General features: G+C 73.1%; 19 protein-coding genes. 15 read left to right on the top strand and 4 right to left on the bottom strand.

The window, feature by feature from the left end:
• Positions 1 to 29 precede the first annotated feature (29 nt).
• Positions 30 to 566, top strand: a complete 537-nt coding sequence (locus ACIQ9P_RS04870; protein WP_402349669.1) for a hypothetical protein — start codon at positions 30 to 32, stop codon at positions 564 to 566.
• A 69-nt stretch (positions 567 to 635) separates the two neighbouring features.
• Here ACIQ9P_RS04870 and ACIQ9P_RS04865 read toward each other — a convergent pair whose 3' ends face one another.
• The 3 genes from ACIQ9P_RS04865 to ACIQ9P_RS04855 form a co-directional block, all read right to left on the bottom strand.
• A complete protein-coding gene (locus ACIQ9P_RS04865; protein WP_402349666.1) occupies positions 636 to 2,168 on the bottom strand; it encodes a chitinase in 1,533 nt (510 codons plus the stop codon).
• Positions 2,169 to 2,350: 182 nt separating this feature from the next.
• Entirely contained in the window at positions 2,351 to 3,517 is a 1,167-nt protein-coding gene (wecB, locus tag ACIQ9P_RS04860) for a non-hydrolyzing UDP-N-acetylglucosamine 2-epimerase (protein WP_402349664.1), read from the bottom strand.
• A 75-nt stretch (positions 3,518 to 3,592) separates the two neighbouring features.
• Complete coding sequence (locus tag ACIQ9P_RS04855) at positions 3,593 to 5,026, bottom strand: glycosyltransferase (RefSeq protein ID WP_402349662.1); 1,434 nt, start codon at positions 5,024 to 5,026, stop codon at positions 3,593 to 3,595.
• A gap of 173 nt (positions 5,027 to 5,199) precedes the next feature.
• On the opposite strand from ACIQ9P_RS04855, the gene ACIQ9P_RS04850 reads away from it, so the two are divergent.
• The 8 genes from ACIQ9P_RS04850 to rodA all read left to right on the top strand — a co-directional run bounded on the left by ACIQ9P_RS04850 (position 5,200) and on the right by rodA (position 14,113).
• On the top strand, positions 5,200 to 6,591 hold the full coding sequence (locus tag ACIQ9P_RS04850; RefSeq protein WP_402349659.1) for a bifunctional folylpolyglutamate synthase/dihydrofolate synthase: 1,392 nt from the start codon (positions 5,200 to 5,202) through the stop codon (positions 6,589 to 6,591).
• A 2-nt stretch (positions 6,592 to 6,593) separates the two neighbouring features.
• Positions 6,594 to 6,932: a DUF4233 domain-containing protein gene (locus tag ACIQ9P_RS04845; RefSeq protein ID WP_402349656.1), complete on the top strand. Its 339-nt coding sequence runs from the start codon at positions 6,594 to 6,596 to the stop codon at positions 6,930 to 6,932.
• Between the two features lie 167 nt (positions 6,933 to 7,099).
• Positions 7,100 to 7,513: a nucleoside-diphosphate kinase gene (gene ndk, locus ACIQ9P_RS04840; protein WP_402349653.1), complete on the top strand. Its 414-nt coding sequence runs from the start codon at positions 7,100 to 7,102 to the stop codon at positions 7,511 to 7,513.
• A gap of 309 nt (positions 7,514 to 7,822) precedes the next feature.
• Complete coding sequence (locus tag ACIQ9P_RS04835; RefSeq protein WP_030309693.1) at positions 7,823 to 8,848, top strand: rod shape-determining protein; 1,026 nt, start codon at positions 7,823 to 7,825, stop codon at positions 8,846 to 8,848.
• Between the two features lie 93 nt (positions 8,849 to 8,941).
• A complete protein-coding gene (gene mreC / locus ACIQ9P_RS04830) occupies positions 8,942 to 9,907 on the top strand; it encodes a rod shape-determining protein MreC (RefSeq protein WP_402349650.1) in 966 nt (321 codons plus the stop codon).
• Between the two features lie 3 nt (positions 9,908 to 9,910).
• A complete protein-coding gene (gene mreD / locus ACIQ9P_RS04825) occupies positions 9,911 to 10,549 on the top strand; it encodes a rod shape-determining protein MreD (protein WP_402349647.1) in 639 nt (212 codons plus the stop codon).
• 52 nt (positions 10,550 to 10,601) lie between these two features.
• Positions 10,602 to 12,917 carry a penicillin-binding protein 2 gene (gene mrdA, locus ACIQ9P_RS04820; protein WP_402349645.1) on the top strand — a complete coding sequence of 772 codons (2,316 nt, stop codon included), beginning with the start codon at positions 10,602 to 10,604 and terminating at the stop codon, positions 12,915 to 12,917.
• Positions 12,914 to 14,113, top strand: a complete 1,200-nt coding sequence (gene rodA, locus ACIQ9P_RS04815) for a rod shape-determining protein RodA (protein WP_402349642.1) — start codon at positions 12,914 to 12,916, stop codon at positions 14,111 to 14,113. Before mrdA ends, rodA begins: the two co-directional genes overlap by 4 nt.
• A 123-nt stretch (positions 14,114 to 14,236) precedes the next feature.
• On the opposite strand, the gene ACIQ9P_RS04810 is transcribed toward rodA, so the two are convergent.
• Positions 14,237 to 15,523 carry a M14 family zinc carboxypeptidase gene (locus ACIQ9P_RS04810; protein ID WP_402349639.1) on the bottom strand — a complete coding sequence of 429 codons (1,287 nt, stop codon included), beginning with the start codon at positions 15,521 to 15,523 and terminating at the stop codon, positions 14,237 to 14,239.
• A gap of 405 nt (positions 15,524 to 15,928) precedes the next feature.
• On the opposite strand from ACIQ9P_RS04810, the gene ACIQ9P_RS04805 reads away from it, so the two are divergent.
• From ACIQ9P_RS04805 to obgE, 6 genes are all read left to right on the top strand, one after another.
• Positions 15,929 to 17,857, top strand: coding sequence for a TIGR03960 family B12-binding radical SAM protein (locus ACIQ9P_RS04805; protein ID WP_402349636.1), 1,929 nt, complete (start codon positions 15,929 to 15,931; stop codon positions 17,855 to 17,857).
• Between the two features lie 224 nt (positions 17,858 to 18,081).
• A complete protein-coding gene (locus tag ACIQ9P_RS04800; RefSeq protein WP_402349633.1) occupies positions 18,082 to 18,882 on the top strand; it encodes a TIGR03936 family radical SAM-associated protein in 801 nt (266 codons plus the stop codon).
• A 396-nt stretch (positions 18,883 to 19,278) separates the two neighbouring features.
• Positions 19,279 to 22,986, top strand: a complete 3,708-nt coding sequence (locus ACIQ9P_RS04795; RefSeq protein WP_402349630.1) for an Rne/Rng family ribonuclease — start codon at positions 19,279 to 19,281, stop codon at positions 22,984 to 22,986.
• 238 nt (positions 22,987 to 23,224) lie between these two features.
• On the top strand, positions 23,225 to 23,542 hold the full coding sequence (gene rplU, locus ACIQ9P_RS04790) for a 50S ribosomal protein L21 (protein WP_402349627.1): 318 nt from the start codon (positions 23,225 to 23,227) through the stop codon (positions 23,540 to 23,542).
• A 14-nt stretch (positions 23,543 to 23,556) separates the two neighbouring features.
• Entirely contained in the window at positions 23,557 to 23,814 is a 258-nt protein-coding gene (gene rpmA, locus ACIQ9P_RS04785) for a 50S ribosomal protein L27 (RefSeq protein ID WP_402349624.1), read from the top strand.
• A 102-nt stretch (positions 23,815 to 23,916) separates the two neighbouring features.
• Positions 23,917 to 25,395, top strand: a complete 1,479-nt coding sequence (obgE, locus tag ACIQ9P_RS04780) for a GTPase ObgE (protein ID WP_402349621.1) — start codon at positions 23,917 to 23,919, stop codon at positions 25,393 to 25,395.
• Positions 25,396 to 25,601: the final 206 nt, after the last annotated feature.

Raw genomic sequence — 25,601 nt, 5'->3', positions numbered from 1 at the left:
TTCCGGACAGTGAGGGACGACGGGAGGGCATGGGCGTGGTGGTGGTGACCGAGGTGCTGGCCGACGAACTGCCTGCCGAGGCGGTCGAGGAGGCCAAGGCGCGCGCGGCGACCCTGCTGCTCGCCTTCCGGCACGGCAACCAGCTCGCGTTCGACCGCGCGCTGGACCGGCTGCTGGACGAGCACGTCGAGCGCGAGGTGGCCACGCTGCTCACCTGGATCGCGGCCGAGGCGGTCCGCAAGGCGTACGCGCCCGAGGTGGGCGACCGGGTGCTGCGGTCGATGGCCCGGCGGGCTCCGCGCGACACCGGCGCGGTGCTCGTCGAGGAGGGCGGCGTGGACGCGGCCCGGCTGATCGAGGCTGTCGCGGCCGGCGAGGTGGCGGAGGTCCGGGACCTGGTCGCCGCCACCCCCGACACCACCTTCCTGCTCGGCGGACTGCTCCAGGGCGTGGCGATGATGCTGCCGCTGCTGCCGGAGGGCGAGTTGGCCGAGATCACCGCCGAACTGCGCCGGCGGCACGGCGGGGTGCCCGCGGGCGTGCCGGAGGCCCGGGCCGGCGGCTGACCGGCTCCGGGCCCACGGCCCCGCGTGGCGCTCACGGCCCCGCGTGACGGCTACTGCTCCGTGCGTCGGTTACGGCATCGCGTGCAGGTGCGAGCCGACGGTGGAGGCGATCCCGCCACCGTTCCTGGCGTCCCAGTTGGTCGACCAGGTCATGGCCCCGCCGATCCCGGGCCACTTGGTGTCGGGCTTGAAGCTGCCGCAGTTGGTGCCGGCGGCCAGGCAGTCCAGCGCGTTGTTGACCACGGCCGGGCTGACGTAGCCGCCGCCGGCCGCGCTGGTGGAGGCGGGTACGCCGAGGCCGACCTGGTCGGGCCGCAGCCCGCCCTTGAGCTGGATGCAGGCGAGGCCGGTCAGGAAGTTGACGGTGCCCTGGGAGTAGACCTGCCCGTCGCAGCCCAGCATCGCGCCGGAGTTGTAGTACTGCATGTTGACGATGGTGAGGATGTCCTTCACGTTCAGCGCCAGCTTGAAGTACTCCGCGCCGGTCGACTGCATGTCGATGGTCTGCGGTGCCATGGTGAGGGTGAAGCCGGAGCCCGCCCTGGCCGCCAGGGTGTGCAGGGCCTGGCCCATCCAGGTGGAGCTGACGCCGTTCTCCAGGTCGATGTCGACGCCGTCGAAGCCGTAGGTCTGCATCAGCGACCAGGCGGTGTTGGCGAAGTTGGTGGCGGAAGCGGAGCTGTTGACGGAGACGGTGCCCTTCTCGCCGCCGACCGACAGGATCACCTTCTTGCCGGCCGCCCTCTTGGCCGCGATGTCGGCCTTGAACTGCGCCTCGGTGTAGCCGCCGAGCCGGGAGGAGAGCGTCGGGTCCAGGGCGAAGCCGAGGCCGCCGGCCGTACCGGTGGCCTCGGCGAAGGAGACCGCGATGATGTCGTACGCGGCCGGGACGTCGCTGATCCGCTGCACGGTGGCGCCGTTGTCGAAGTTCTGCCAGTAGCCGGTGAGCAGGTGCCTGGCCGGCGGCCGGGGCGTGGTGGCGGTGGGGGAGGGGGTGGTGGTGTCGGTCGGCGTCGGGCTGGCCGTACCGGTCGGGGTGGGGCTGGTCGCGGTCGGGGAGGGCTTGGGGTCGCCCGGGCCGAGCAGTGACACGTCGTCGGCCAGGAAGGCCGGCTGTCCGTACCAGCCGTGCAGGTAGACGGTGACGCTGGTGGTGGCGGCCCCGGTGGTGAAGGTGGTGCTGAGCTTGGACCAGCCGGTGCCGCCGGGGGTCCAGGTGCTCGGATCGGTGCCGCCGGTGCCGCGGGCGCCGAGGTAGACGTACGAGCCCTGGACCCAGCTGCTCAGCGTGTAGGTCGAGGAGGGTCTGACCGTGACGGTCTGGGTGCACTCGCCGGTCGCGCTGCCGCTCGGGGTCGAGCGCAGCGCGCCGGTGCCGGAGTGGACGGTGGTGGTCTCCGGCGCGCCGGCCGCGCAGGTCCAGCCGTTGAGGCGGTTGGCGTCCTCGAAGCCGCCGTTGCCGACGAGTTCGACGTCGGAGGGGGCGGCCTGGGCGCCGGCGCCGCCGGCGAGGACCAGGCCGCCGAGGCCGAGCGCGACGGCGGTGGCGCCGGCGAGCAGCGAGTGGACGGCGCGCGGGCGCCGGTGTGAGGCAGGTGGCATGACTCCAGCTCCTGTGGGGGAGGCCGGCGGTCCTCGTGGGGGAGGGCCGTCCGGGTGTCGACGGATCTGTGTGCGGGAGCTACCGACAACACAAGTCCCTGTCGGGGGAGGAGACTTGCCTTCACAAGGTGGAGTAGACCAATTCCGCTGTCAAGAGGGCCCCCGGCCGGGGGCCCGGCGGGTCAGGCGGCCTGCGGCAGCCCGGCGGCCCGGTGGGCGAGTCGGGCGGTCAGGTCGGCGATCCGGGCGGAGGCCAGGCCGTCCCCGTACGGGCTGGGGGTGCCGGCGAGCCGGGCGAGCCGCTCCGGGGTGTCGGAGAGCCAGGCGCGGGCGAGTGCGCCGAGTTCGGCGCCGGGCGCCACCAGCGCGGCGAAGCCGGTCTCGACGGCCTCGGGCCGTTCGGTGGAGCGGCGCACGACCAGCAGCGGGCGGCCGAGGACGGTGCACTCCTCCTGGACCCCGCCGGAGTCGGAGACCAGCAGCGCGGCGTGCCGGGCGAGCCCCAGGAAGTCGGCGTAGCCGACCGGTCCGGTCACCGTGAGCCGGGCCAGCAGCCCGTCCAGGGCGAAGCGCTCGACGGCGGCCCGGGTGCGCGGGTGCATCGGGAACAGCACCGGCGTGCCGGCCCGGGCGATCCGGTCGAGTTCGGCGAGCACGGCGCCGAGCGCCTCGGCGGTGTCGGTGTTCTCCGGCCGGTGCACGGTGGCGAGGACGTAGCCGTCCTCGGCGAGGCCGTGCCGGGCGAGCAGGCCGGCCCGCTCCCCGGCGTCGGGCAGCGAGCGGCGGACCACCTCGACGACGGTGTTGCCGGTGAGCGCGATCCGCTCCTCGTCGAGGGCCTCGGCGCGCAGGTTGGCGGCGTTGTCGGGGGTGGCCGCGCACAGCAGGTCGGAGACGTGGTCGACCATCACCCGGTTGTGCTCCTCGGGCATCGCCCGGTCGAAGCTGCGCAGTCCGGCCTCGACGTGGACGAGCGGGATCTCCCGGGCGTTGGCGGCGAGGGCGCCGGCCAGGGTCGCGTTGGTGTCGCCCTGGACGACGACCGCGGCCGGGCGGTCCTCGGCGAAGGCGGCGTCGAGCTGGCCGAGGGACTGGGCGATCTGGCCGGCCCGGGGGCGGCCGCCGACGCCGGTGAGCAGTTCGGGGCGGGGCAGGCCGAGGTCGCGCAGGAAGCGGCCGGACATCGCCTCGTCCCAGTGCTGGCCGGTGTGGACCAGCCGGGTGGCGGGGCCGAGTTCGTGGATCAGTGGGGCGAGCTTGACCAGCTCCGGGCGGGTGCCGAGGACGACGGCGACGCTGCCGGGGGCGAGCGGGCGGGCGGCGGACCGGGGGGCGGGGCACAGGTTCATGGCGGTACGGCTCCGGGGTCTGGGCGGTGCGGTGGTGCGGCGGTGGGGGCGAGGACGTCGGCGGCGCGGCCGGGGTCAGGACTCCAGGGCGGTGGGGGCGCCGACGGCGACTTTCTCGGCGTTGCGCCGGGTCTTGGCCCAGCCGTTGCGGCCGAGCAGTATCCGGACGGCGGCCCGGGTGGCGACCACGAACAGGTGGTAGGCGTAGAGCCAGACCAGCAGGCCCCAGAGCAGGCCGGTGAGCCGGCTCCGGTCGGGGCGGACGAGCCGTCGGTAGGCGGGGCCCCAGAAGACCATCGGCAGGGTGGCGAGCACGAAGGCGACCGCCATCCAGGGGCCGTAGGTCAGCTGGAACTCGGCGGTCTCCTCGGGGAAGAGCACCAGCCCGGCGCCGGTGATGGCGAGCGACAGCGGGGTGAGGACGACCAGCAGGACGCAGACCACCGGCTGGAGGAAGGTGTACAGCACCTCGGCCTTGCCGGCGGGCCGGTAGTGCGGCGAGCGCAGGACCCGGCCGGTGTAGCGCAGGCACTGCAGGTTGCCCTGGGCCCAGCGGGTGCGCTGGGTGAGGAAGCGGCGCCAGGAGACCAGGGCCTCCTGGGAGACGTTGGTCTCGGTGACGTGGGTGAGCCGCCAGCCGGCCAGTCGCAGGTCGAGCCCGGACTCGTAGTCCTCCAGCAGGGCGCGCTCGGGCCAGGGGCGGCCGTCGCGGCCCTCCTCGGCGGTGAGCGCGTCGAGGGCGGTGAGCCGGACGAACTGGCCGTTGCCGCCGAGGCCGACGCTCCCGGTGCGGCGGCGCAGCAGCTGCATGCCGGCGTTGTTGGCCTGGAACTCGACGTCCTGCATCCGGACCAGGGCGCGGGCGAGGGCGTTGGCGAGCCGGCCCCGGCCGGCCAGCGGGCGCGGGTCCTCGGCGTTGCGCATCCGGACGCCGATCTGCACGGCGCCGGTGTCGGGTCGGCCCATGGCGTGCTCGTTGCCGACCTGTTCGAGGGTGCCGGGGTCGAGCTGTCCGTCCGCGTCGACGACGCCGAGGACGACCCGGGAGCGGTCGGTGCCGGGCGGCAGCGCGGCGGAGATCTCCCGGTAGGCGGCGTTGAGGGCGGCGCCCTTGCCGATCCGGGCGTGCGGGCGGCGGCGCTGGACCAGGTGGACCCGGGTGTCGTGCGCGGCGGCGGCGAGGACCAGGTCGCGGGTGGTGTCGTCGCTGTCGTCGTCGATCACCCAGAGGTGGGCGGCGGGGGCGACGGCGCGCAGTCCGGCCAGGGTCCGGGCGATCACCGCCTCCTCGTCCCGGCAGGGGATCATCAGGTGCCACTCGAAGGCGGCGGGGTCGCCGGGCCGGGCCGGGCGGTTGTGCCGGAAGGCGTGCCGGGAGCCGGCCCAGTAGACCAGGAAGCGGCCGAAGACCAGGGCCATGTAGACCACGAGGGCCAGCGAGATCAGCCCGCCGAGCTGGACGAAGCCGTCCCGGCGCATCTCGAAGAACTGGCGCAGGGCGTCGGGCATGGCGCGATGCTCCTCATGATCAAAGGTGTTTTGTCTCCCTGGGATGCGAATCAATGCTTCATTGCGGTCTGATATCGCCAAAACGATAGTAAACGCGGAAAACGGCCAACTCGGGCAAAGTGGTGGTTCTCACCCCGTCGGGAGTGCCGCCCCGCGCTCCGTAGACTGTGGACGTGAGCGACAAGGCCGACCCGAACCCGTACACCCTCCGCCCCGCCGACGGCGGCACCGGTGACCCCCTGCGCGACGTCGAGGTGGAACTCTCCGAGCGCTGGCCGGAGAACAAGCTGGAGCCCTCGCTCGACCGGATCGAGGCGCTGATGGACATCCTGGGCCAGCCCCAGCGGTCCTTCCCCTCCATCCACATCACCGGCACCAACGGCAAGACCTCCACCGCCCGGATGATCGAGCAGCTGTTCAACACCTTCGAGCTGCGCACCGGCCGCTACACCAGCCCGCACGTGGAGAGCGTCACCGAGCGGATCAGCCTGGACGGCCTGCCGATCAGCCCCGAGCGGTTCGTCGAGGTCTACCGCGACATCGAGCCCTACGTGCGGATGGTCGACGAGCGCGAGCCGGTCGCGATGTCCTTCTTCGAGGTGCTCACCGGCATGGCCTACGCGGCCTTCGCCGACGCGCCGGTGGACGTCGCCGTGGTCGAGGTCGGCATGGGCGGCTCCTGGGACGCCACCAACGTCATCGACGCCGGGGTCGCCGTGATCACCCCGATCGGCCTCGACCACACCGACAAGCTCGGGGGGACCACCGGCGAGATCGCCGTCGAGAAGTCCGGGATCGTCAAGCCCGACGCCGTCGCGATCGTCGCCCAGCAGCAGCTCGACGCCGCCCAGACCATCCTGCGGCGCGCGGTCGAGGTGGACGCCACGGTCGCCCGCGAGGGCATGGAGTTCGGTGTCGTCCGCCGCGAACTCGCGATCGGCGGCCAGCTGGTGACGCTGCGCGGGATCGGTGGCGAGGAGTACGAGGACGTCTTCCTGCCGCTGCACGGCGAGCACCAGGCCCAGAACGCGGCCCTCGCGCTGGCCGCCGTCGAGGCGTTCTTCGGCGTCGGCGGCGCCCGCGGCGGACAGCTCGACGCCGACAAGGTCCGCCAGGCGTTCTCCGGCGTCAGCTCCCCGGGCCGGCTGGAGGTCGTCCGGCGCAGCCCCACCATCCTGCTGGACGCCGCCCACAACCCCGCCGGCGCCCGCGCCACCGCGACCGCCATCGGCGAGTCCTTCGGCTTCACCCGGCTCGTCGGCGTGATCGGCACCAGCGGCGACAAGGACGTCGCCGGTCTGCTGGAGGCGTTCGAGCCGCTCCTCGCCGAGGTCGTGATCACCCAGAACTCCACCCACCGCGCGATGGACGTCGACGAGCTCGCCGCCCTGGCCGTCGAGGTCTTCGGCGAGGACCGGGTCCAGGTCGAACCCCGGCTGGACGACGCCATCGCCGCCGCCGTCACCCTGGCCGAGGAGGAGGGCGACCTCGGCGGCGCCGGGGTGCTGGTCACCGGATCCGTCATCACCGTGGGCGAGGCCCGCCTGCTGCTCGGGAGGAAGTGACGATGAGGACGCTCTGCTCCTCGACGCTGATCGGCGAGGCCCTCGTGGTGCTGTTCGCGGCCCTGGTCGCGATGCAGCTCACCGACGTCTCCCACGGCGCCCTGTGGACGGTCAGCGGCATCGCCATGGTGCTCTGCGTCCTGCTCTGCGGCATGATCACCCGCCCCGGCGCGGTGGCCGTCGGCTGGGCGCTGCAGCTCGGGCTGATCGCCAGCGGCTTCGTGGTGCCGACCATGTTCGTGCTCGGCGTGATCTTCGCCGGCCTCTGGTGGTGCTCGGTGCACTACGGCCGGAAGATCGACACGCTCAAGGCCGCCCGGACCGCCGCCGCGGCCGCCTGAGACGGGCTCCGGACCGGGTCCGGGGCGTTCGCTCACGCAAGGTAACCTCTGCGGTAGTCGCACGGCGCACGCGGAATCGCGCGTGCGTGCCGATCCGCGTGCGTGCCGATCCGTGCGTGCGCCGGTCCCGTGCGCGCGCCGAACCCGATTTCCCCAGGAGACGCCCCGTGTCCCAGCGCACTCTCGTCCTGCTCAAGCCCGACGCCGTCAAGCGCGGCCTGGCCGGCGAGATCATCAGCCGGATCGAGCGCAAGGCCGGCTGGCGGCTCGCCGCCGCCGAGCTGCGCACCTTCGAGCGGGCGACGCTGGAGCAGCACTACGCCGAGCACGTCGGCCGCCCGTTCTACGAGCCGCTGCTGGAGTTCATGACCTCCGGCCCGTCGATCGCCCTGATCGTCGAGGGCGAGGAGGTCATCGCCGGTATCCGCATGCTGGCCGGCGCCACCAACCCGCTGGACGCCGGGGCCGGCACCATCCGCGGCGACTACGCGACCATCACCCGCGAGAACCTGATCCACGCCTCCGACTCGGTCGAGTCCGCCGAGCGCGAGATCAAGATCTTCTTCCCCGCCCACGCCTGACGCGCGAGCACCGGGACCTTCGGGACGCCCCGGCCGGGACCATTGGCCCGGCCGGGGCATTCTTATCGGGAAATAGGGAACCAGGCCCTCCGACACGACGTCCCAATGCCCTGAGAAGCGATCACGCCCCGGACAATGGACGGCGTGCCCCGGGTCGACGTCCGTGCCGAACGGCGTGACTACGATGGACGCGACTCAAGGGCCCGGTAAGGCAGCTCAGCTGGTCGCCGCCCGTCTGCGGGCGCGCACACCGTCCACCCCCACATGACTCCGAGCCCGGGAAGGCACCCACACCCCATGGCGAGCAACCTGTCGTTCATCGGCCGCGACCTGGCGATCGACCTCGGAACTGCCAACACGCTGGTGTACGTCAGGGGCAAGGGGATCGTCCTCAACGAGCCGTCCGTGGTCGCGGTCAACACCAACACCGGCGGCATCCTCGCCGTCGGCTCCGAGGCCAAGAAGATGATCGGGCGCACCCCCGGCAACATCGTGGCCATCCGCCCCCTCAAGGACGGCGTCATCGCCGACTTCGAGATCACCGAGCGGATGCTGCGCTACTTCATCCTCAAGGTGCACCGCCGCCGCTTCCTCGCCCGCCCCCGGGTCGTCGTCTGCGTCCCCTCCGGCATCACCGGCGTCGAGCGCCGCGCGGTCATCGAAGCCTCCCTCCAGGCCGGCTGCCGCCAGGTGCACATCATCGAGGAGCCGATGGCCGCCGCGATCGGCGCCGGACTCCCGGTCCACGAGCCCACCGGCAACATGGTCGTCGACATCGGCGGCGGCACCACCGAGGTCGCCGTCATCTCGCTCGGCGGCATCGTCACCGCGCAGTCCATCCGGGTCGCCGGCGACGAACTGGACAACGCCATCGTCCAGCACATCAAGAAGGAGTACTCGCTGCTCCTCGGCGAGCGCAGCGCCGAACAGATCAAGATGAGCATCGGCTCCGCCTTCGGCCTGGAGGGCGAGAAGGACGAGCACGCCGAGATCCGCGGCCGCGACCTCGTCAGCGGCCTGCCCAAGACCGTCGTCATCTCCGCCGCCGAGGTCCGCGAGGCCATCGACGAACCGGTCAACTCGATCATCGACGCGGTCAAGACCACCCTCGACCAGTGCCCGCCCGAGCTGGCCGGCGACGTCATGGACCGGGGCATCGTGCTCACCGGCGGCGGCGCCCTGCTCCGCGGCCTGGACGAGCGACTGCGCCGCGAGACCGGCATGCCGATCCACATCGCCGAGAACCCGCTCGACTCCGTCGCGCTGGGCTCCGGCAAGTGCGTCGAGGAGTTCGAGGCGCTCCAGCAGGTACTGGACGCCGCGCCGCGCCGTTAGCAGAACCGGAACACCAGCCGAACCGACGGGTCCCCGCCCGGGTCCACAGCCCGGGCCGGCGGACCAGGGGCACGAAGGGGCAGTACCAGCACCGTGAGGGACACACGAGAGAGCCGGCTGCTGCTCATCCTGCTGGTGGCCATCGCGTTCGCACTGATCACCGTCGACATCAAGGGCGGCGAGAGCTCACCGCTCGGCGGCGCCCGGCGCGCCGCCGCCACCGTCCTCGGCCCGGTCGAACGCGGAGCCGCCAGCGCGGTCGACCCGGTCGCCGACACCGTCCGCGCCTTCCGCGACGCCGCCTCCGACAGCGGCCGCACCGACCAGCTCGCCCGCGAGAACACCGAACTCCGGCAGAAGCTGGCCTCCTCCGACATGGCGGGCGGGCGCACCAAGCAACTCGACGACCTGCTGCGCACCGCCGGCGCCGGCGGCTACACCGTCAAGGCCGCCCAGACCATCGCGATCGGCCCGGCCCAGGGCTTCTCCTGGACCATCACCATCGACGCCGGCAGCGACGACGGACTCACCCGCGACATGACCGTCGTCAACGGCCAGGGCCTGGTGGGCCGGATCACCACCGTCGCCCCCACCACCTCCACCGTGCTGCTCGCCTCCGACCCCGGCTTCACCGCCGGCACCCGGCTGGAGGGCACCGGCGAGATCGGCTTCGCCGCCGGCGGCGGCACCAGCGCCATGAAGGTCTCCCTGCTCAACGGCAAGGCCCAGGTCAAGGAGGGCGACCGACTGGTCACCTTCGGCTCCCAGAGCGGCCGCCCGTTCGTCCCCGGCGTCCCGGTCGGCCGGGTCGTCCAGGTCGAGGCCACCCCCGGACAGCTCACCAAGACCGTCCTGGTCGAGCCCTTCGTCCAGTTCACCCGGCTGGACCTGGTCGGCGTCGTCGTCGTCCCGCCCCGCACCGACCCGCGCGACGCCGTCCTGCCGCCCGCCCCCGCGCCGACCGCCCAGGGCCAGGCCCCGGCCGCACCCGCCGCCCCCGCGGCACCCGCCGCGCCGGCCGCCGCCGCCCCGCCCGCCAAGCCCACTGGGGGGAACTGAGCCATGCGCCTCGCCCGCATCCCCGTCTCCGCGGTCCTGATCCTGCTCGGACTGCTGCTCCAGGTCAGCGTCTTCGGCCGACTGCAACTGCCCGGAGCGACCCCGGACATACTGCTGCTCGTCGTCGTCGGCCTCGCCCTCGTCTACGGCCCCACCGGCGGCTGCCTGGTCGGCTTCGCGGCCGGCCTGCTGGCCGACCTCGCCCCGCCCTCGGACCACGCCATCGGCCGCTACGCGCTGGTGCTCTGCCTGATGGGCTACGCCGCCGGACTGCTGCGCCCCGAGCACGGCCGCCAGCGCTCGGTCTCCAGCGCGCTGCTCGTGGTCGCCGTCGCCGCCGTCGCCTCCACCCTGCTGTACGCGATGGTCGGCGCCCTCGTCGGCGACACCGCCGCCCGGCACGTCGGACTCGGCCAGCTCGTCGTCACCGCCCTGCTCTACGACCTCCTGCTCGCCCCCTTCGTGGTACCCGCCGTGATGCTGGCCGGACGCCGCTTCGGCAAGGACCCGCTGTCGGTCGCCGACGACGACGAGGGCGGCCCCGGCCTCGGCAGCCTCGCCCGCTACCGCACCACCCGCGAGGCCGCGACCGGACCGGGATACCGCAAGAAGCGCCTGCTCGGCGCGGGAAAGCGCCCGTAGCCCCGGCCCAGACCAGCCCGCCCGCCCTGTTCAGTTTTGGAGCGCACGAGACGTGAGCAACATCCCCGAGACCGGCCGAACCCGGCGGGTGACGATCCGTCTGGTGGTGCTGCAGATCCTTGTGCTCTCGCTGCTCGCCACCCTCGGCGGGCGCCTCTGGTACCTGCAGATCCGCAACGCCAGCGTCTACACCGCCAAGGCGACCGGCAACCACATCCGCGAGGTGGTCGAACCGGCCGTCCGCGGCGAGATCCTGGACGCCTCCGGCCGCATCCTCGCCGGGAACGAGACCAAGCTGGTCGTCTCCGTCAGCCGCACCTCGCTGCTCCAGCAGAAGGACGCCGGCAAGGCGGTGCTGACCCGGCTCGCCGAGGTGCTCGGGATGCCCGCCAAGGACGTCCAGGAGAAGGTCCGGCTCTGCGACGCCAAGACGCCGCAGCCCTGCTGGAACGGTTCTCCGTACCAGCCGATCCCGGTCACCAAGGAGGCGACCACCCAGCAGGCGATGCAGATAATGGAACGCCGCGAGGACTTCCCCGGGATCACCGCCCAGCCCACCGCCGTGCGCCACTACACCGGCGCCGAGGGCGCCAACCTCGCCCAGGTGCTCGGCTACCTCTCGCCGGTCACCGACGACGAGGTCTCCAGGACCGCCGACAAGGCCGGCCTCGACCGCTACCTGCCGGCCGACCAGATCGGCCGGGCCGGACTGGAGTCCGTCTACGACCGCGACCTGCGCGGCACCGCCGGCATCACCAAGCTGGAGGTCGACAACCTCGGCCGGGTCATCGGCACCGCCGACCAGGCCCTCCCGCAGACCGGCAACAACCTGGTGACCAGCATCGACGCCAAGGTGCAGAAGGTCGTCGAGGACAACCTGGCGCAGGCGATGGGCGACGCCCGGAAGACCTTCGACAAGGTCACCAACCGCAACTACGAGGCCGACTCCGGCGCCGCCGTCGTGATGGACGTGCACACCGGGCGGATCGTCGCCATGGCCAGCGCCCCCACCTACGACCCCAACCTCTGGCAGGGCGGCATCAGCGGCCAGGACTACCAGGCGCTGACCAGCAAGGAGTCCAACTTCCCGCTGCTCAACCGGGCCATACAGGGTCAGTCCGCCCCCGGCTCGACCTTCAAGGTCATCTCCACCACCGCCGCCGTCCAGGCCGGCTACTCGCTCGACGGCCGCTACGACTGCCCGAAGGCCATGACCATCGGCGGCCGCGAGTTCAAGAACTTCGAGAGCGAGAGCTTCGGGGCGATCTCCCTGGAGCGCGCCCTGGAGGTCTCCTGCGACACCGTCTTCTACGGCCTGGCGTACGACCAGTGGATGAAGGACGGCGGCATCAAGCCGAAGAAGGACCCGGGCGACTGGTTCTTCAAGACCGCCCACCAGTTCGGCCTCGGCGCCAAGACCGGCATCGACCTCCCCAGCGAGGTCACCGGCCGGGTTCCCGACCGGCAGTGGAAGCAGTCCTTCTACGACAACAACAAGGACGCCTGGTGCAAGCAGGCGGAGAAGGGCGGCAACACCTTCTCCGACCAGATCGCCCGCGAGAACTGCGTCGACGGCTACCAGATGCGCGCCGGTGACGCCGTCAACTTCGCGATCGGCCAGGGCGACACCCTGGTCACCCCGGTCCAGATGGCCCGGATCTACTCGGCCCTCGCCAACGGCGGCACCTTCTACCGGCCGACCGTCGCCAAGGCCGTGATAAGCCCGGGCGGGGATCTCGTCCGCGAGATCGCCCCGCACGAGGACGGCCGGCTTCCCGGCGACCAGAAGCTGCTCGGCTACATCGACCAGGCCACCGCCGGCGTCGTCACCAGCGGTACCGCCGCCTGGAAGTTCACCGGCGCGGGCTGGCCCCAGGGCAAGATCGAACTGCACGCCAAGACCGGCACCGCCGAGGTCGAGGGCAAGCAGACCACCTCGTGGCTGACCACCTACAGCCGCGACTACGCGGTCGTGATGACGATAAGCCAGGGCGGCACCGGCTCCGGCGGCTCCGGCGACGCGATCCGCCGGATCTACCAGTCCCTGTACGGCGTCGACGACAAGGGCAACATCGACCAGGGCAAGGCGCTGCTGCCGAAGCCGCAGGCCGAGCTGCCGAAGTTCAACCCGGACGGCACCGCGATCATCAAGCCGGTGTCCTTCGACGCCGGGGCGGGTCCGGCCGGCTCGGCGCTCCCGACCGGCTCCGTCGTCCCGGCCGGCGACCCCGGGGTGACCGACGGCTCGCCGCGGGTCTTCCTGGACCCGGACCGGTCCGGCGGCACCCCGGTGCCCGTCGCCGCCGCCGCGACAGCCGCGGCCGCGGTCGAACCCACCCGCTCCAGCACCGGAAGGGGCCGGGCATGACCTCCTACGGTTCGTACCGCCAGCTCCGGCTCGCCCCGCGGCGCGGCGGCGTGCCCAAGGCGCTGGCCAAGGACTCCCCGCTGTGGCGGATCGACTGGATACTGCTGCTCGCGGCGGCCGTCCTCTCGCTGGGCAGCTCGCTGCTGGTCTGGTCGGCCACCCGGGGGCGCGACTCCCTCACCCACGGCGACCCGCAGTACTTCCTGTTCCGGCACCTGACCAACGTCATGGTCGGGGCGGTGCTGTGCGCGGTGGTGATAGCGATAGGGAGCCGGCGGTTCCGCACCGTGGTGCCCTTCCTGTACGCCGGTGTGATCCTGCTGCTGATGGCCACCCTGAGCCCGCTCGGCTCGACCATCAACGGCCAGCACTCCTGGATCCAGCTGGGCGGCGGCTTCTCCGTGCAGCCGGCCGAGTTCGCCAAGCTGGCGATCGTGCTGTCCATGGCGCTGGTGATGTCCGACCAGGTGGACGCCGGGGAGCGCGAGTTCCCGGCGAACAAGGCGGTGTTCCGGGCGCTGGTCTGGGCGACCCTGCCGATGGCCATCGTGATGCTGATGCCGGACGCCGGTTCGGTGATGGTGATGGCCGTCATCGTGCTGGGCATCCTGCTCGCCTCCGGCGCGGCCAACCGCTGGGTGTTCGGGCTGATCCTGGCGGGCGTCGGCGGCTGCGTCGCGATCTGGAAGCTCGGCGTGCTGAGCAAGTACCAGATCGACCGGTTCGCCGCCTTCGCCAACCCGGCGCTCGACCCGTCCGGTGTCGGCTACAACACCGCGCAGGCCCGGATCGCGATCGGCTCCGGCGGGCTGACCGGCAAGGGCCTGTTCCACGGCACCCAGACCACCGGGCAGTTCGTGCCGGAGCAGCAGACCGACTTCGTCTTCACCGTCGCCGGGGAGGAACTGGGCTTCCTCGGCGCCGCGGCGATCATCGTGCTGCTGGGCGTGGTGCTCTGGCGGGGCTGCCGGATCGCCCGCCACGCCACCGACCTGTACGGCACGATCGTGGCGGCCGGAGTGGTCGCCTGGTTCGCCTTCCAGGGCTTCGAGAACATAGGGATGTGCCTGGGCATCATGCCGGTGGCCGGCATCCCGCTGCCGTTCGTCTCCTACGGAGGGTCGTCGATGTTCTCCACCTGGGTGGCGATCGGGCTGCTCCAGGCGGTGCAGAGCCAACGGCCGATAGCGGCCTGAGCGGGGCCGCGCGGGTGCGGCGAGGGCCGGTCCGGGAGCGTCCGGGCCGGCCCTCGCCGCGTGTCAGGGTTCTCGCCGTTACGTCCGGGTCCTGACCGCGCGTCCGGGCCCTCGCCGCGTGCGCTAGGGCAGCAGCAGGTCCGCGGCCGCGAGCACCGCCCGGGTCTGGTGGGCGACCTGGGTCTCCACCGGCACCCAGCGGGTGCCCAGGCGCTGCAGGCCCTCCAGGCTCGCCGCCGCCACCGCCCGGGCCCGCGCCCGGGCCGCGTCCGCCGCCGGGCCGCCGCTGTCCGCGAGCAGTCGCAGCAGCATCGCGGCGATCCGCAGCGGCAGCCGCTCGGCGACGATCCGGGCCGTGGTCACCCGGGACACCGACAGCGCCGCCGCCGACCAGTTCGCCAGCCAGTCGTCCACCACCGGCGGGCAGACCGCCAGATTGAACTCCACCGAGCGCAGCAGCGGCCCGTACGCCACCCCCGCGTGCGGCGGCACCTGCGGCAGCAGGGCGGTCAGCTCCGCCACCCGGGACCGCAGCCGGTCCGCGCAGGCCGCCATGGCGGCCGCCACGTCCGGCGCCGGACGGTGGTCGCCGACCGCGTCGACCGCCCACATCGGGACCTCCAGCACGGCCGTCGTCCCGCCGTGGCGCCCCGCGTAGGCCCAGGTGGACAGCTCCGGGCGGTCCGGGAGGGGCTGTCGGCTCCGGCCCGGCGACGGCATCAGATAGGTGCCGGGGGCCGGGCTGGCCCAGCCGAGAGCGTCGTAGGAGTCGACGTCCAGCGGGATGCCGCCGCGGGCCGCCGAACGGGCGAAGCGCCCGGCCAGGGCCGGCAGCGGCCGGGTCAGCTGCACGAAGGCGCCGCCGAAGTCCACGCCGTGCAGCGAGCACTGGAGCACCGGGCGCAGTTCGTCGATCAGTCCGGTCAGGACCCGGCTCTCCGGCATCGGGGCGAGCGGGCCGTCCGGGTGCGGCAGCAGTTCGGGCTGCTCGTGGAAGGCCGGGCGGAAGAAGTGCTCGTAGTGCCGGGCCGCGGTGAGCGGGCCGTTCAGCCAGCCCTCGTTCAGCGCGGCGCCGTCCGGGTCCAGGCAGAGCAGGATGTGCCAGCCGACCCCGGGGCGGGGCGGTTGCGCGAGCGCCAGCTCGGCCAGCCGGACGGCGGCGGCGAGGCCGACCGGCTCGTTCGGGTGCGGGCCGCCCACCACGAGGACGGTGTGCTCGCCCCCGTCCACCGAGAGCAGCACCAGCGGGCGTCCGGCGCGGGAACGGCCCACCTCGCGCACCCGGCAGCGGCCGGGGTGGCGGCGGGCCAGCCCGCGGGCCGCGGCGATCGCCCGGGCCACGGTCGGGTAGCTCTCGGTGTCGTTGCACGGGCTGTCGATCCGGCGCGTCCGCCGGCCCGTGTCGGTCATGGCTCTCCTGTCCTCGGGGCGGGCGGGGCAGCCCGATCGGGGGCCTGGGCGGGGAGTCCGGCGCGGAGTCGCGCCGGGCCGCCCGGCACGGCCGGTTCGCGCGCGGCCAACTCCCTTGTCCCGGGGGGCGCACAGGACCTTCCGGTGGAGCCTTGCCAGTACCGCACGTGGCCTCGGAGCGTGTCAACAGTCGCCGGGGTCCCGCGGTGGGGCCGCGTTCACGTGCCGGGACCTGTCCGTACACCCCTCGGCACGGACGGTCGACCGGCCGTGCGGCCGGCCCCGGGGCGTGCTCGCCCGGGCCCGGCGGACACGGCGGTTCGGCTACTCTTGAGGGTCACCCCTCCCAGCCGTCGCCCCGCTGAGCGCGCGGCGGTCCGAACGTCGTAAGGGTTCCTGGTACTCATGACTGTCGAATCGGTCTTCCCACGCCTGGAGGCTCTCCTCCCGCACGTCCAGAAGCCGATCCAGTACGTCGGCGGCGAGCTCAACTCGACCGTCAAGGACTGGGACGCCTGCGACGTCCGCTGGGCGCTCATGTACCCCGACGCCTACGAGGTGGGCCTGCCCAACCAGGGCGTCATGATCCTGTACGAGGTGCTCAACGAGCAGGAGGGCGTCCTCGCCGAGCGCACCTACAGCGTGTGGCCGGACCTGGAGGCGCTGATGCGTGAGCACGGCGTGCCCCAGTTCACCGTGGACGCCCACCGGCCGGTGAAGGCGTTCGACGTGTTCGGGCTCTCCTTCTCCACCGAGCTCGGCTACACCAACATGATGGCGGCGCTCGAACTGGCCGGGATCCCGTTGGAGGCCCGGAACCGCACCGAGGACGACCCGGTCGTGCTGGCCGGCGGCCACGCCGCGTTCAACCCCGAGCCGATCGCGGACTTCATCGACTGCGCGGTGATCGGTGACGGCGAGCAGGCCGTGCTCGACATCACCAGGATCGTCCGGGAGTGGAAGGCCGAGGGCCGCCCCGGCGGCCGCGACGAACTGCTGCTGCGGCTGGCCCGCACCGGCGGCGTGTACGTGCCGAGGTTCTACGACGTCGAGTACCTGGCGGACGGCCGGATCGCCCGGGTCGTGCCGAACGCCCCCGGCGTGCCGTGGCGGGTCTCCAAGCACACCGTGATGGACCTCGACGAGTGGCCCTACCCGAAGCAGCCGCTCGTCCCGCTCGCGGAGACCGTGCACGAGCGGATGTCCGTGGAGATCTTCCGCGGCTGCACCCGCGGCTGCCGTTTCTGCCAGGCCGGCATGATCACGCGCCCCGTGCGGGAGCGAAGCATCACCGGCATCGGCGAGATGGTCGAGCGCGGGCTGAAGGCCACCGGCTTCGAGGAGGTCGGCCTGCTGTCGCTGTCCTCCGCCGACCACACCGAGATCGGTGACATCGCCAAGGGCCTGGCCGACCGCTACACCGACGACAAGGTCGGCCTCTCCCTGCCGTCCACCCGCGTCGACGCCTTCAACATCGACCTCGCCAACGAGCTCAGCCGCAATGGCCGCCGCTCCGGGCTCACCTTCGCCCCCGAGGGCGGCAGCGAGCGCATGCGCAAGGTGATCAACAAGATGGTGTCGGAGGAGGACCTGATCCGCACCGTCTCCACCGCGTACGGCAACGGCTGGCGCCAGGTGAAGCTGTACTTCATGTGCGGCCTGCCCACCGAGACCGACGAGGACGTGCTCCAGATCGGCGAGATGGCGAAGAACGTCATCCAGAAGGGCCGCGAGGTCACCGGCCAGAACGACATCCGCTGCACCGTCTCCATCGGTGGGTTCGTGCCCAAGCCGCACACCCCGTTCCAGTGGGCCCCGCAGCTGTCCGCCGAGGCCACCGACGCCCGCCTGGCCAAGCTGCGCGACTCGATCCGCGGCGACCGCAAGTACGGCAAGAACATCGGCTACCGCTACCACGACGGCAAGCCCGGCATCGTCGAGGGCCTGCTCTCCCGCGGCGACCGCCGGGTCGGCGCGGTCATCCGCGCGGTCTACGAGGACGGCGGCCGCTTCGACGGCTGGCGCGAGCACTTCTCCTACGACCGCTGGATGGCGTCCGCCGAGAAGGGCCTGGCCGGCACCGGCGTCGACGTCGACTGGTACACCACCCGCGAGCGCGGCTACGAGGAGGTCCTGCCCTGGGACCACCTGGACAGCGGCCTCGACAAGGACTGGCTGTGGGAGGACTGGCAGGACGCCCTGGAGGAGGTCGAGGTCGACGACTGCCGCTGGACCCCTTGCTTCGACTGCGGCGTGTGCCCCCAGATGGACACGGCCATCCAAATCGGTCCCACCGGCAAGAAGATGCTCCCGCTCACCGTGGTGAACAAGTAGTCGGACCGGGTTTTCGGGGCCCCCGTCGGATCCGTCCGGCGGGGGCGCCCGGCGTTCGGGGTGGGTGGGGGCGGAGCGAGGGGTGGGCGGGGGCGCGTACCCTTTGAGGTGAAAGAGTCCGGACAGTGGCGGGAAATCGCCGCCGCCGCGGACGGGGACCACTGACGAAGGACTGAGCGACCCTGGCACGCCGTACGCCCGACGGTCCGCCGCCCGCGCCGACGGTGCAGCGGATTCGTCTCCGCTACACCAAGCGCGGCCGGCTCCGCTTCACCAGCCACCGCGACTTCCAGCGCGCCTTCGAGCGCGCCCTGCGCCGGTCGGTGGTGCCGATGGCCTACTCGGCCGGCTTCACCCCGCACCCCAAGGTGTCCTACGCCAATGCCGCGCCGACCGGTGTGGCCAGCGAGGCGGAGTACCTGGAGATCGGCCTCGCGGCCCACCGGGACCCGGAGGAGCTGCGCGTCCAACTGGACGAGTCGCTGCCCGCGGGCCTGGACGTGATCGACGCGGTCGAGGTGCGGACGCCCAACTTCGTGGAGCGCCTCGAAGCCTCCGAGTGGCAGGTACGGCTCGACGACGTCGAGCCGGGGGAGGCGGCCCGCGCGGTCGCCCTCTTCCTCGCCGCGGAGCGGGTCGAGGTCGAACGCCTCACCAAGAACGGTCTGCGGGTCTTCGACGCGCGCGGAGCGGTGGCGGCTCTCGAACTCCTCCCGTCGCAGGTCGACGGCGGTACGGACACGGAGGGCGAAGAGGCCCGCGATGTTCGGACCGGGCGTCCCTGTGCGATACTGCGGCTGGTAGTACGACACGCCACACCCGCCGTACGACCCGACGACGTGTTGTCCGGTCTCCGTGTGACGGCCGACCTGGCGCCGCCGGTCCCCGCAGAGGTGACCAGGCTGGCGCAGGGGCCGCTCGACGAGGAGACCGGCACGGTGACCGACCCGTTGGCGCTCGACCGCGCCGCGGCCCAGGCCGGCCCAGTGGCGGCCGGCGAGCCGCGCGCAACCGCGTCCGCCTAGCGGGCGGAGGCCGGGTCCAGTTCCCCACTGGATCCGCTGGTCCTCCGGGCCCCCGCTGCTCCCCAGGGGAGCGAGCGTCGTCGAAGCACAAGCCGGCCTCTTGCGGCCCGCCGACCCCGATGGTCGGTGGGCCCGAGGCCCCCGTCCGGGAGCCACCCGGGGTTGGGGGACGGCGCAGCTTGGGAAAACCTCAGAAGACTGGTCAGACCAGAAGACTTTCGACACCCCGCCGAGGGCGGGGCGCCGAGCGAGACTACGAGCCCCTGTGCGGCCTCGCGTCCGCGCGGCGGCACCGTGAGAGGGTCCGGGCCGAGCATCCTCGTGATGCCGGCCGGCCACCGGTGCCGTGCCGTGCCCGGATGCGGAGCCCGGGGGCCTGACGGGAGATCCACCCGCATGCTCGATAACACCGATCCGCAGCAGCCCGCGGCAACGGAACCGAACGACGCCGCCGCGAACGGCGGGGACGGCGCGTCCGCCGCGCCGCCGCGTCGACGCCGCCGCGCCGTGTCCCGCCCGGCCGGAGCGCCGCAGGGCGCGGCCGACGCCGCCGCCGAGACGGTCGTCCCGGCCGAGGCCGAGGCCACCCGTCCGGCCGAGGCGCCCGCCGCCGAGCCGGCGGCGGAGAAGCCGGTCCGGGCCCGCCGCACCCGCAAGCGGGCCGAGGCGCCCGCCGGGGCGCCCGAGGACTCCTCGATCGTGGTCACCGCGCCGGAGGCCGAGCCGGCCCCGGCCGCCGCCGCGAAGGCGGCGAAGGCCCCCAAGGCCGAGAAGGCCGCCAAGACCGAGGCGGAGCCGGCGGAGAAGCCGGTCCGGGCCCGTCGGACCCGCAAGAAGGCCGAGCCCGAGGCCGCCCCCGCGGTCGAGCCCGCTCCCGTGGCCGAGGCGCCCGCCGCCGAGGCGGAGCCGGTGGCCGTCGAGGCCCCCGCCGTCACGGAGGAGCCGGCCGCGCCCGCGCGCCGTCCCCGCCGCCGTCGCGTGGTCGAGGCCGCCCCCGTGGTCGAGGAGCCGGTCGCCGAGGAGCCCGAGGTCGAGGAGGCCCCGGTCGAGGAGCCGGCCGCCCCGGCCCCCGTCGTCGAAGCGCCCGCGCCGGTCGTCGAGGCTTCCGAGCCGCCGCAGCGGGTCCGCCGCCGCGCGGTCCGTCCGTCCACCGCGATCTTCCAGGCTCCGGTGTTCCAGGAGCCCGCCCCCTTCGTCGCCCCGACCGCTCCGGTGGCCCCGGCCGCCGCCGCGGCCCCGGCCGTTCCCGCCTCCGCTCCCGCTCCCGCCGCCGCGCGGCCGGCCGCCGTCGAGGCGGAGCCCGCCCCGGCCGCGTCGCACCAGGAGGAGGAGTTCGAGTACAGCGGTGTCGGCCGCCGTCGCCGCGTCCGCACCTCGGTGCGGGTGCAGACCCCGGCCCGGGGCAAGCGCGGCTCCGCCGTGGCGCGGTCGGCCGAGGCCCCCGCCGCCAAGGCCGAGGCCCCTGCCGCCAAGGCCCAGGCGCCCGCCGCCAAGGCCCCGGCCGCCGTCAAGGCGCCGGTCGTGGCCGAGGCGCCCGCCGCCGTGGAGGCCCCGGCCGTCGCGGCCCCCGCCACCGGCCCCGAGGCCGAGGACGAGTGGGAGGACGGTCGCCCGTCGCGCCGCCGCCGCCGGGGCGGCCGCCGCCGCCGTCGCGGTGAGGCCGAGGAGGGCGAGGCCGAGGCCCCCGAGACCGAGCGGTCCGCTGTCGAGGAGCCCGTCGCGGCCGTCGACGAGGACGACGAGGACGACGACGACCTGGCCGCCGGCCTGTCCTCCTCGCGCCGCCGCCGTCGCCGTCGCCGCCGCAGCGGCGAGGCCGGCGCCGTGGAGGTCGCGGAGACCACCGAGGACGGCGTCCGCACCGTGGTGAAGGTGCGCGAGCCGCGCCGCCGCTCCACCGAGCCGTCGTTCGACCCGGACGAGGTGCAGTCCATCAAGGGCTCCACCCGCCTGGAGGCCAAGAAGCAGCGCCGCCGCGAGGGCCGCGAGCTGGGCCGCCGCCGGGTGCCGATCATCACCGAGGCCGAGTTCCTCGCCCGCCGCGAGTCGGTCGAGCGGGTCATGGTGGTGCGTCAGAACGGCCAGCGCACCCAGATCGGCGTCCTTGAGGACGGCGTGCTCGTCGAGCACTACGTCAACAAGGAGCAGGCCACCTCGTACGTCGGCAACGTCTACCTGGGCAAGGTCCAGAACGTGCTGCCGTCGATGGAGGCCGCGTTCGTCGACATCGGCAAGGGCCGCAACGCCGTCCTGTACGCCGGTGAGGTCAACTTCGGCGCGCTCGGCGGCCACGGCGGCCCGCGCCGGATCGAGTCGGTGCTGAAGTCCGGCCAGTCCGTGCTGGTCCAGGTCTCCAAGGACCCGATCGGCCACAAGGGCGCTCGCCTGACCAGCCAGATCTCGCTGCCGGGCCGCTACCTGGTCTACGTGCCCGAGGGCTCGATGACCGGCATCTCCCGCAAGCTGCCGGAGAACGAGCGCGCCCGTCTGAAGCAGATCCTCAAGAAGATCGTCCCGGACGACGCGGGCGTCATCGTGCGCACCGCCGCCGAGGGCGCCTCCGAGGACGAGCTGACCCGCGACGTCCAGCGCCTCCAGCAGCAGTGGGAGGACATCCGGAAGAAGGCCGCGACCGGCAACGCCCCGGCGCTGCTCTACGGCGAGCCGGACATGACCGTCCGGGTCGTCCGCGACATCTTCAACGAGGACTTCACCAAGGTCATCGTCTCCGGCAACGAGGCGTGGAGCACCATCCACGACTACGTCGCCAACGTGGCCCCGGACCTCGCCGGACGGCTCCAGCGGTGGACCTCCGAGGTGGACGTGTTCGCCACCTACCGGATCGACGAGCAGCTGATGAAGGCGCTGGACCGCAAGGTCTGGCTGCCCAGCGGCGGCTCGCTGGTGATCGACCGCACCGAGGCGATGATCGTCGTCGACGTCAACACCGGGAAGTTCGTCGGCCAGGGCGGCAACCTGGAGGAGACGGTCACCCGGAACAACATCGAGGCGGCCGAGGAGATCGTGCGCCAGCTGCGGCTGCGCGACCTCGGCGGCATCATCGTGATCGACTTCATCGACATGGTCCTGGAGTCCAACCGCGACCTGGTGCTGCGCCGTCTGCTGGAGTGCCTGGGCCGGGACCGGACCAAGCACCAGGTGGCGGAGGTCACCTCGCTGGGCCTGGTCCAGATGACCCGCAAGCGGGTCGGCCAGGGCCTGCTGGAGTCCTTCTCCGAGCCCTGCGTGCACTGCAACGGCCGCGGCGTGATCGTCCACATGGAGCAGCCGGGCTCGCACGCCCACGCCCACACCGGTGGCGGCGCGGCCGTCGTCGAGGCGGGCACGGGCGGCGGCAAGCGCCGGCGCCGGGGCAAGGGCGGCGCCGGGAACGAGGAGTCGCAGGCCGTCGAGTCGGCCGAGGTCGTTCCGCTCGACGAGGCCGACGAGGTCGAGGAGCTCTTCGAGATCGTCGAGTCCGCGCCGGTCCGCGAGGAGATCGAGGGCCAGCTGGCGATCGAGGTGCCGGGCGAGGCCGAGGCCGAGCCGGTCGCCGTCGAGCCGGTCGCCGTCGAGGCCCCGGCGGAGGCTCCGGCCGCCGCGACGGCCGCTCCTGCCGGACGGCCCCGCCGTCGGGCGGTCCGCAAGGCGACGGCTCCGGCCGGTGCGCCGGCCGGGGCGGAGATCGTGGTGCTGCAGGCCAAGGCCGAGGCGGCCCTGGAGTCGGCCCTGGCGGCCGTCTCCCCGGCGGCGCAGGCCCCGGCCGAGGAGCCGCAGGCCGAGCCGGCCCCGGTCGAGGAGACCCGGGTCGAGCCGGCCCCGGCCGAGGCGGTGGCCGAGCCGGCCGTCGTCGAGGCGCCGGAGGCCGACGCGGCCGCCGGGACCGAGGCCGGTCCGGACGCGACCGAGGAGCCCGCCGAGGAGGCGCCGGCGCCGAAGAAGCGGGCGGTCCGCAAGACCGCCGCCAAGAAGACCACCGCCGCCGCCGCCAAGAAGACGACGACGGCGGCCAAGAAGACCACCGCCCGCAAGACCGCCACCAAGCGGACGAGCGCGGCGGCCAAGAAGGCAGCGTCCGCCGAGGGTGATACGGCGGCCGAGTAGGCCCCGGGCCCCGGGCGGAAACCCTCCGCCCGGGGCTCCGTACGGGCCGGTTTGCCCCTGCGGCGACCGGCCCGTATTCTTGACCACTGGCGTGTCTACGCCATTGCTCCCGAGCACATCACCTCCCGGTCCTCGCAAGAGGACGGCTCCCCGCGAGGGGGGACGGGGGAGGCCCCTGTGTCCGTACCCAGGTGGCTGGCATCGAGAGTTCCGACCGAGTTGGGAAAGTAGGTACCGCATGTACGCGATCGTTCGCGCAGGCGGCCGCCAGCACAAGGTCGCCGTCGGCGACGTGCTGGAGATCGACCGTATCGAGGCCAAGCCGGGTGACTCGGTGGAGCTCTCCACCATCCTGGTGGTCGACGGCGAGGCCGTCACCTCCGACCCGTGGGTGCTGGCCGGCGTGAAGGCTCACGCCGAGGTTGTCGACCAGACCAAGGGCGACAAGATCATCATCCTGCGCTACAAGAACAAGACGGGCTACCGCCGCCGTCAGGGTCACCGCCAGCGTCACACCGCGGTGCGCATCACCAGCATCGACTCGGTCAGCAAGTAAGGGGATAGCGAAAAATGGCACACAAGAAGGGCGCAAGCTCTACTCGTAACGGCCGTGACTCGAACGCCCAGCGCCTCGGCGTGAAGCGCTTCGGCGGCCAGGTCGTCTCCGCCGGCGAGATCATCGTCCGCCAGCGCGGCACCCACTTCCACCCGGGTGCCGGTGTCGGCCGCGGTGGCGACGACACCCTGTTCGCGCTGACCGCCGGTGCTGTGCAGTTCGGCACCCGCCGCGGCCGCAAGGTCGTCAACATCGTGGCCGTCGAGGTCTGAGTCACACCAGACTCACAATGAAGGGTGGGCCGGAATGTTCCGGTCCACCCTTCATGCTTTACGCAGGTAGAACACTGACTTCTTCGTACTGGAGGCACACCCATGACCACCTTCGTGGACCGCGTCGAACTTCATGTCGCCGCGGGCAACGGGGGCCACGGCTGCGCCTCCGTGCACCGCGAGAAGTTCAAGCCGCTCGGCGGCCCGGACGGCGGTAACGGTGGAGACGGCGGCAGTGTCGTGCTCACCGTCGACGCGCAGGTCACCACCCTGCTCGAATACCACCACTCGCCCAAGCGCAAGGCCGGCAACGGCAAGCCCGGCGCCGGCGGCCACCGCACCGGCGCGCTGGGCCAGGACCTCGTCCTCTTCGTACCGGACGGCACCGTCGTGCTGGACCGCGAGGGCAACGTGCTCGCCGACCTGGTCGGCCACGGCACCAGCTTCGTCGCGGCCCAGGGCGGCCGCGGCGGCCTCGGCAACGCCACGCTCGCCTCCGCCCGCCGCAAGGCGCCCGGCTTCGCGCTGCTCGGCGAGCCCGGCGACGCCCGTGACATCGTCATGGAGCTCAAGTCCGTCGCCGACGTCGCGCTGGTCGGCTACCCGAGCGCCGGCAAGTCCTCGCTGATCTCCGTGCTCTCCGCCGCGAAGCCGAAGATCGCCGACTACCCCTTCACCACCCTGATCCCCAACCTCGGGGTGGTCACCGCCGGCGAGACCGTCTACACCATCGCCGACGTCCCCGGCCTCATCCCCGGCGCCAGTCAGGGCCGCGGCCTGGGCCTGGAGTTCCTGCGCCACGTCGAGCGCTGCTCCGTCCTCGTCCACGTGCTGGACTGCGCCACCCTGGAGCCCGGCCGCGACCCGCTGACCGACCTGGAGACCATCGAGGCCGAACTCGCCGAGTACGGCGGCCTCGACGACCGCCCGCGGCTGGTCGCCCTCAACAAGGTCGACGTGCCGGACGGCCAGGACATCGCGGACCTGACCCGCGCCTCCCTGGAGGAGCGCGGCTACCGGGTCTTCGAGGTGTCGGCCGCCTCCCGCAAGGGTCTGCGCGAACTCAGCTTCGCCATGGCGCAGATCGTCGGCGAGGCCCGCGCGGCCAAGCCGCTGGAGGAGTCCACCCGGATCGTGCTGCGGCCCGCCGCCGTCGACGAGGAGGGCTTCACCATCACCGAGGAGGACGGCGCCTACCGCATCCGCGGCGTCAAGCCGGAGCGCTGGGTCCGCCAGACCGACTTCTCCAACGACGAGGCCGTCGGCTACCTCGCCGACCGGCTGGCCCGCCTCGGCGTCGAGGACAAGTTGTGGAAGGTCGGCGCGCACGAGGGCGACACCGTCGTCATCGGCTCGGACGAGAACTCCGTCGTCTTCGACTGGGAGCCGACCATGGCCGCCGGTGCCGAGATGCTCGGCCGCCGCGGCGAGGACCACCGGATGGAGACCCAGCGTCCGGCCGTCGACCGCCGCCGCGAGAAGCAGAAGAACCGGGACTCCGCCGAGGCCGAGTACCTCGCCTTCGAGGCGCTCTCCAGCGGCCGCCAGGCCGCCATCGAGGGCGACGACGAGGAGAACTGACGCCCCGTCGCACCCGTCGCGAGCCCCCGTCACCCGTTCAACGGGCGTCGGGGGCTCGCGCGTTGACGGCGCGCCGGTCGCGGCGGGCCCCTCCGGCACCGCGTCCCGCGCGCCGTCCGGAGGCCGTCCGGGGGCCGGAACGGGGTGCGGGACGACCGCCCCGATCGCGTAGATTGCGGGGAACACGGCCGGGCCGGGCCCGCCGC

The sequence above is a fragment of the Kitasatospora sp. NPDC094019 genome (genome assembly GCF_044764505.1).
Lineage (GTDB): Bacteria > Actinomycetota > Actinomycetes > Streptomycetales > Streptomycetaceae > Kitasatospora.
This window is presented reverse-complemented; position numbering and strand designations above follow the sequence as displayed.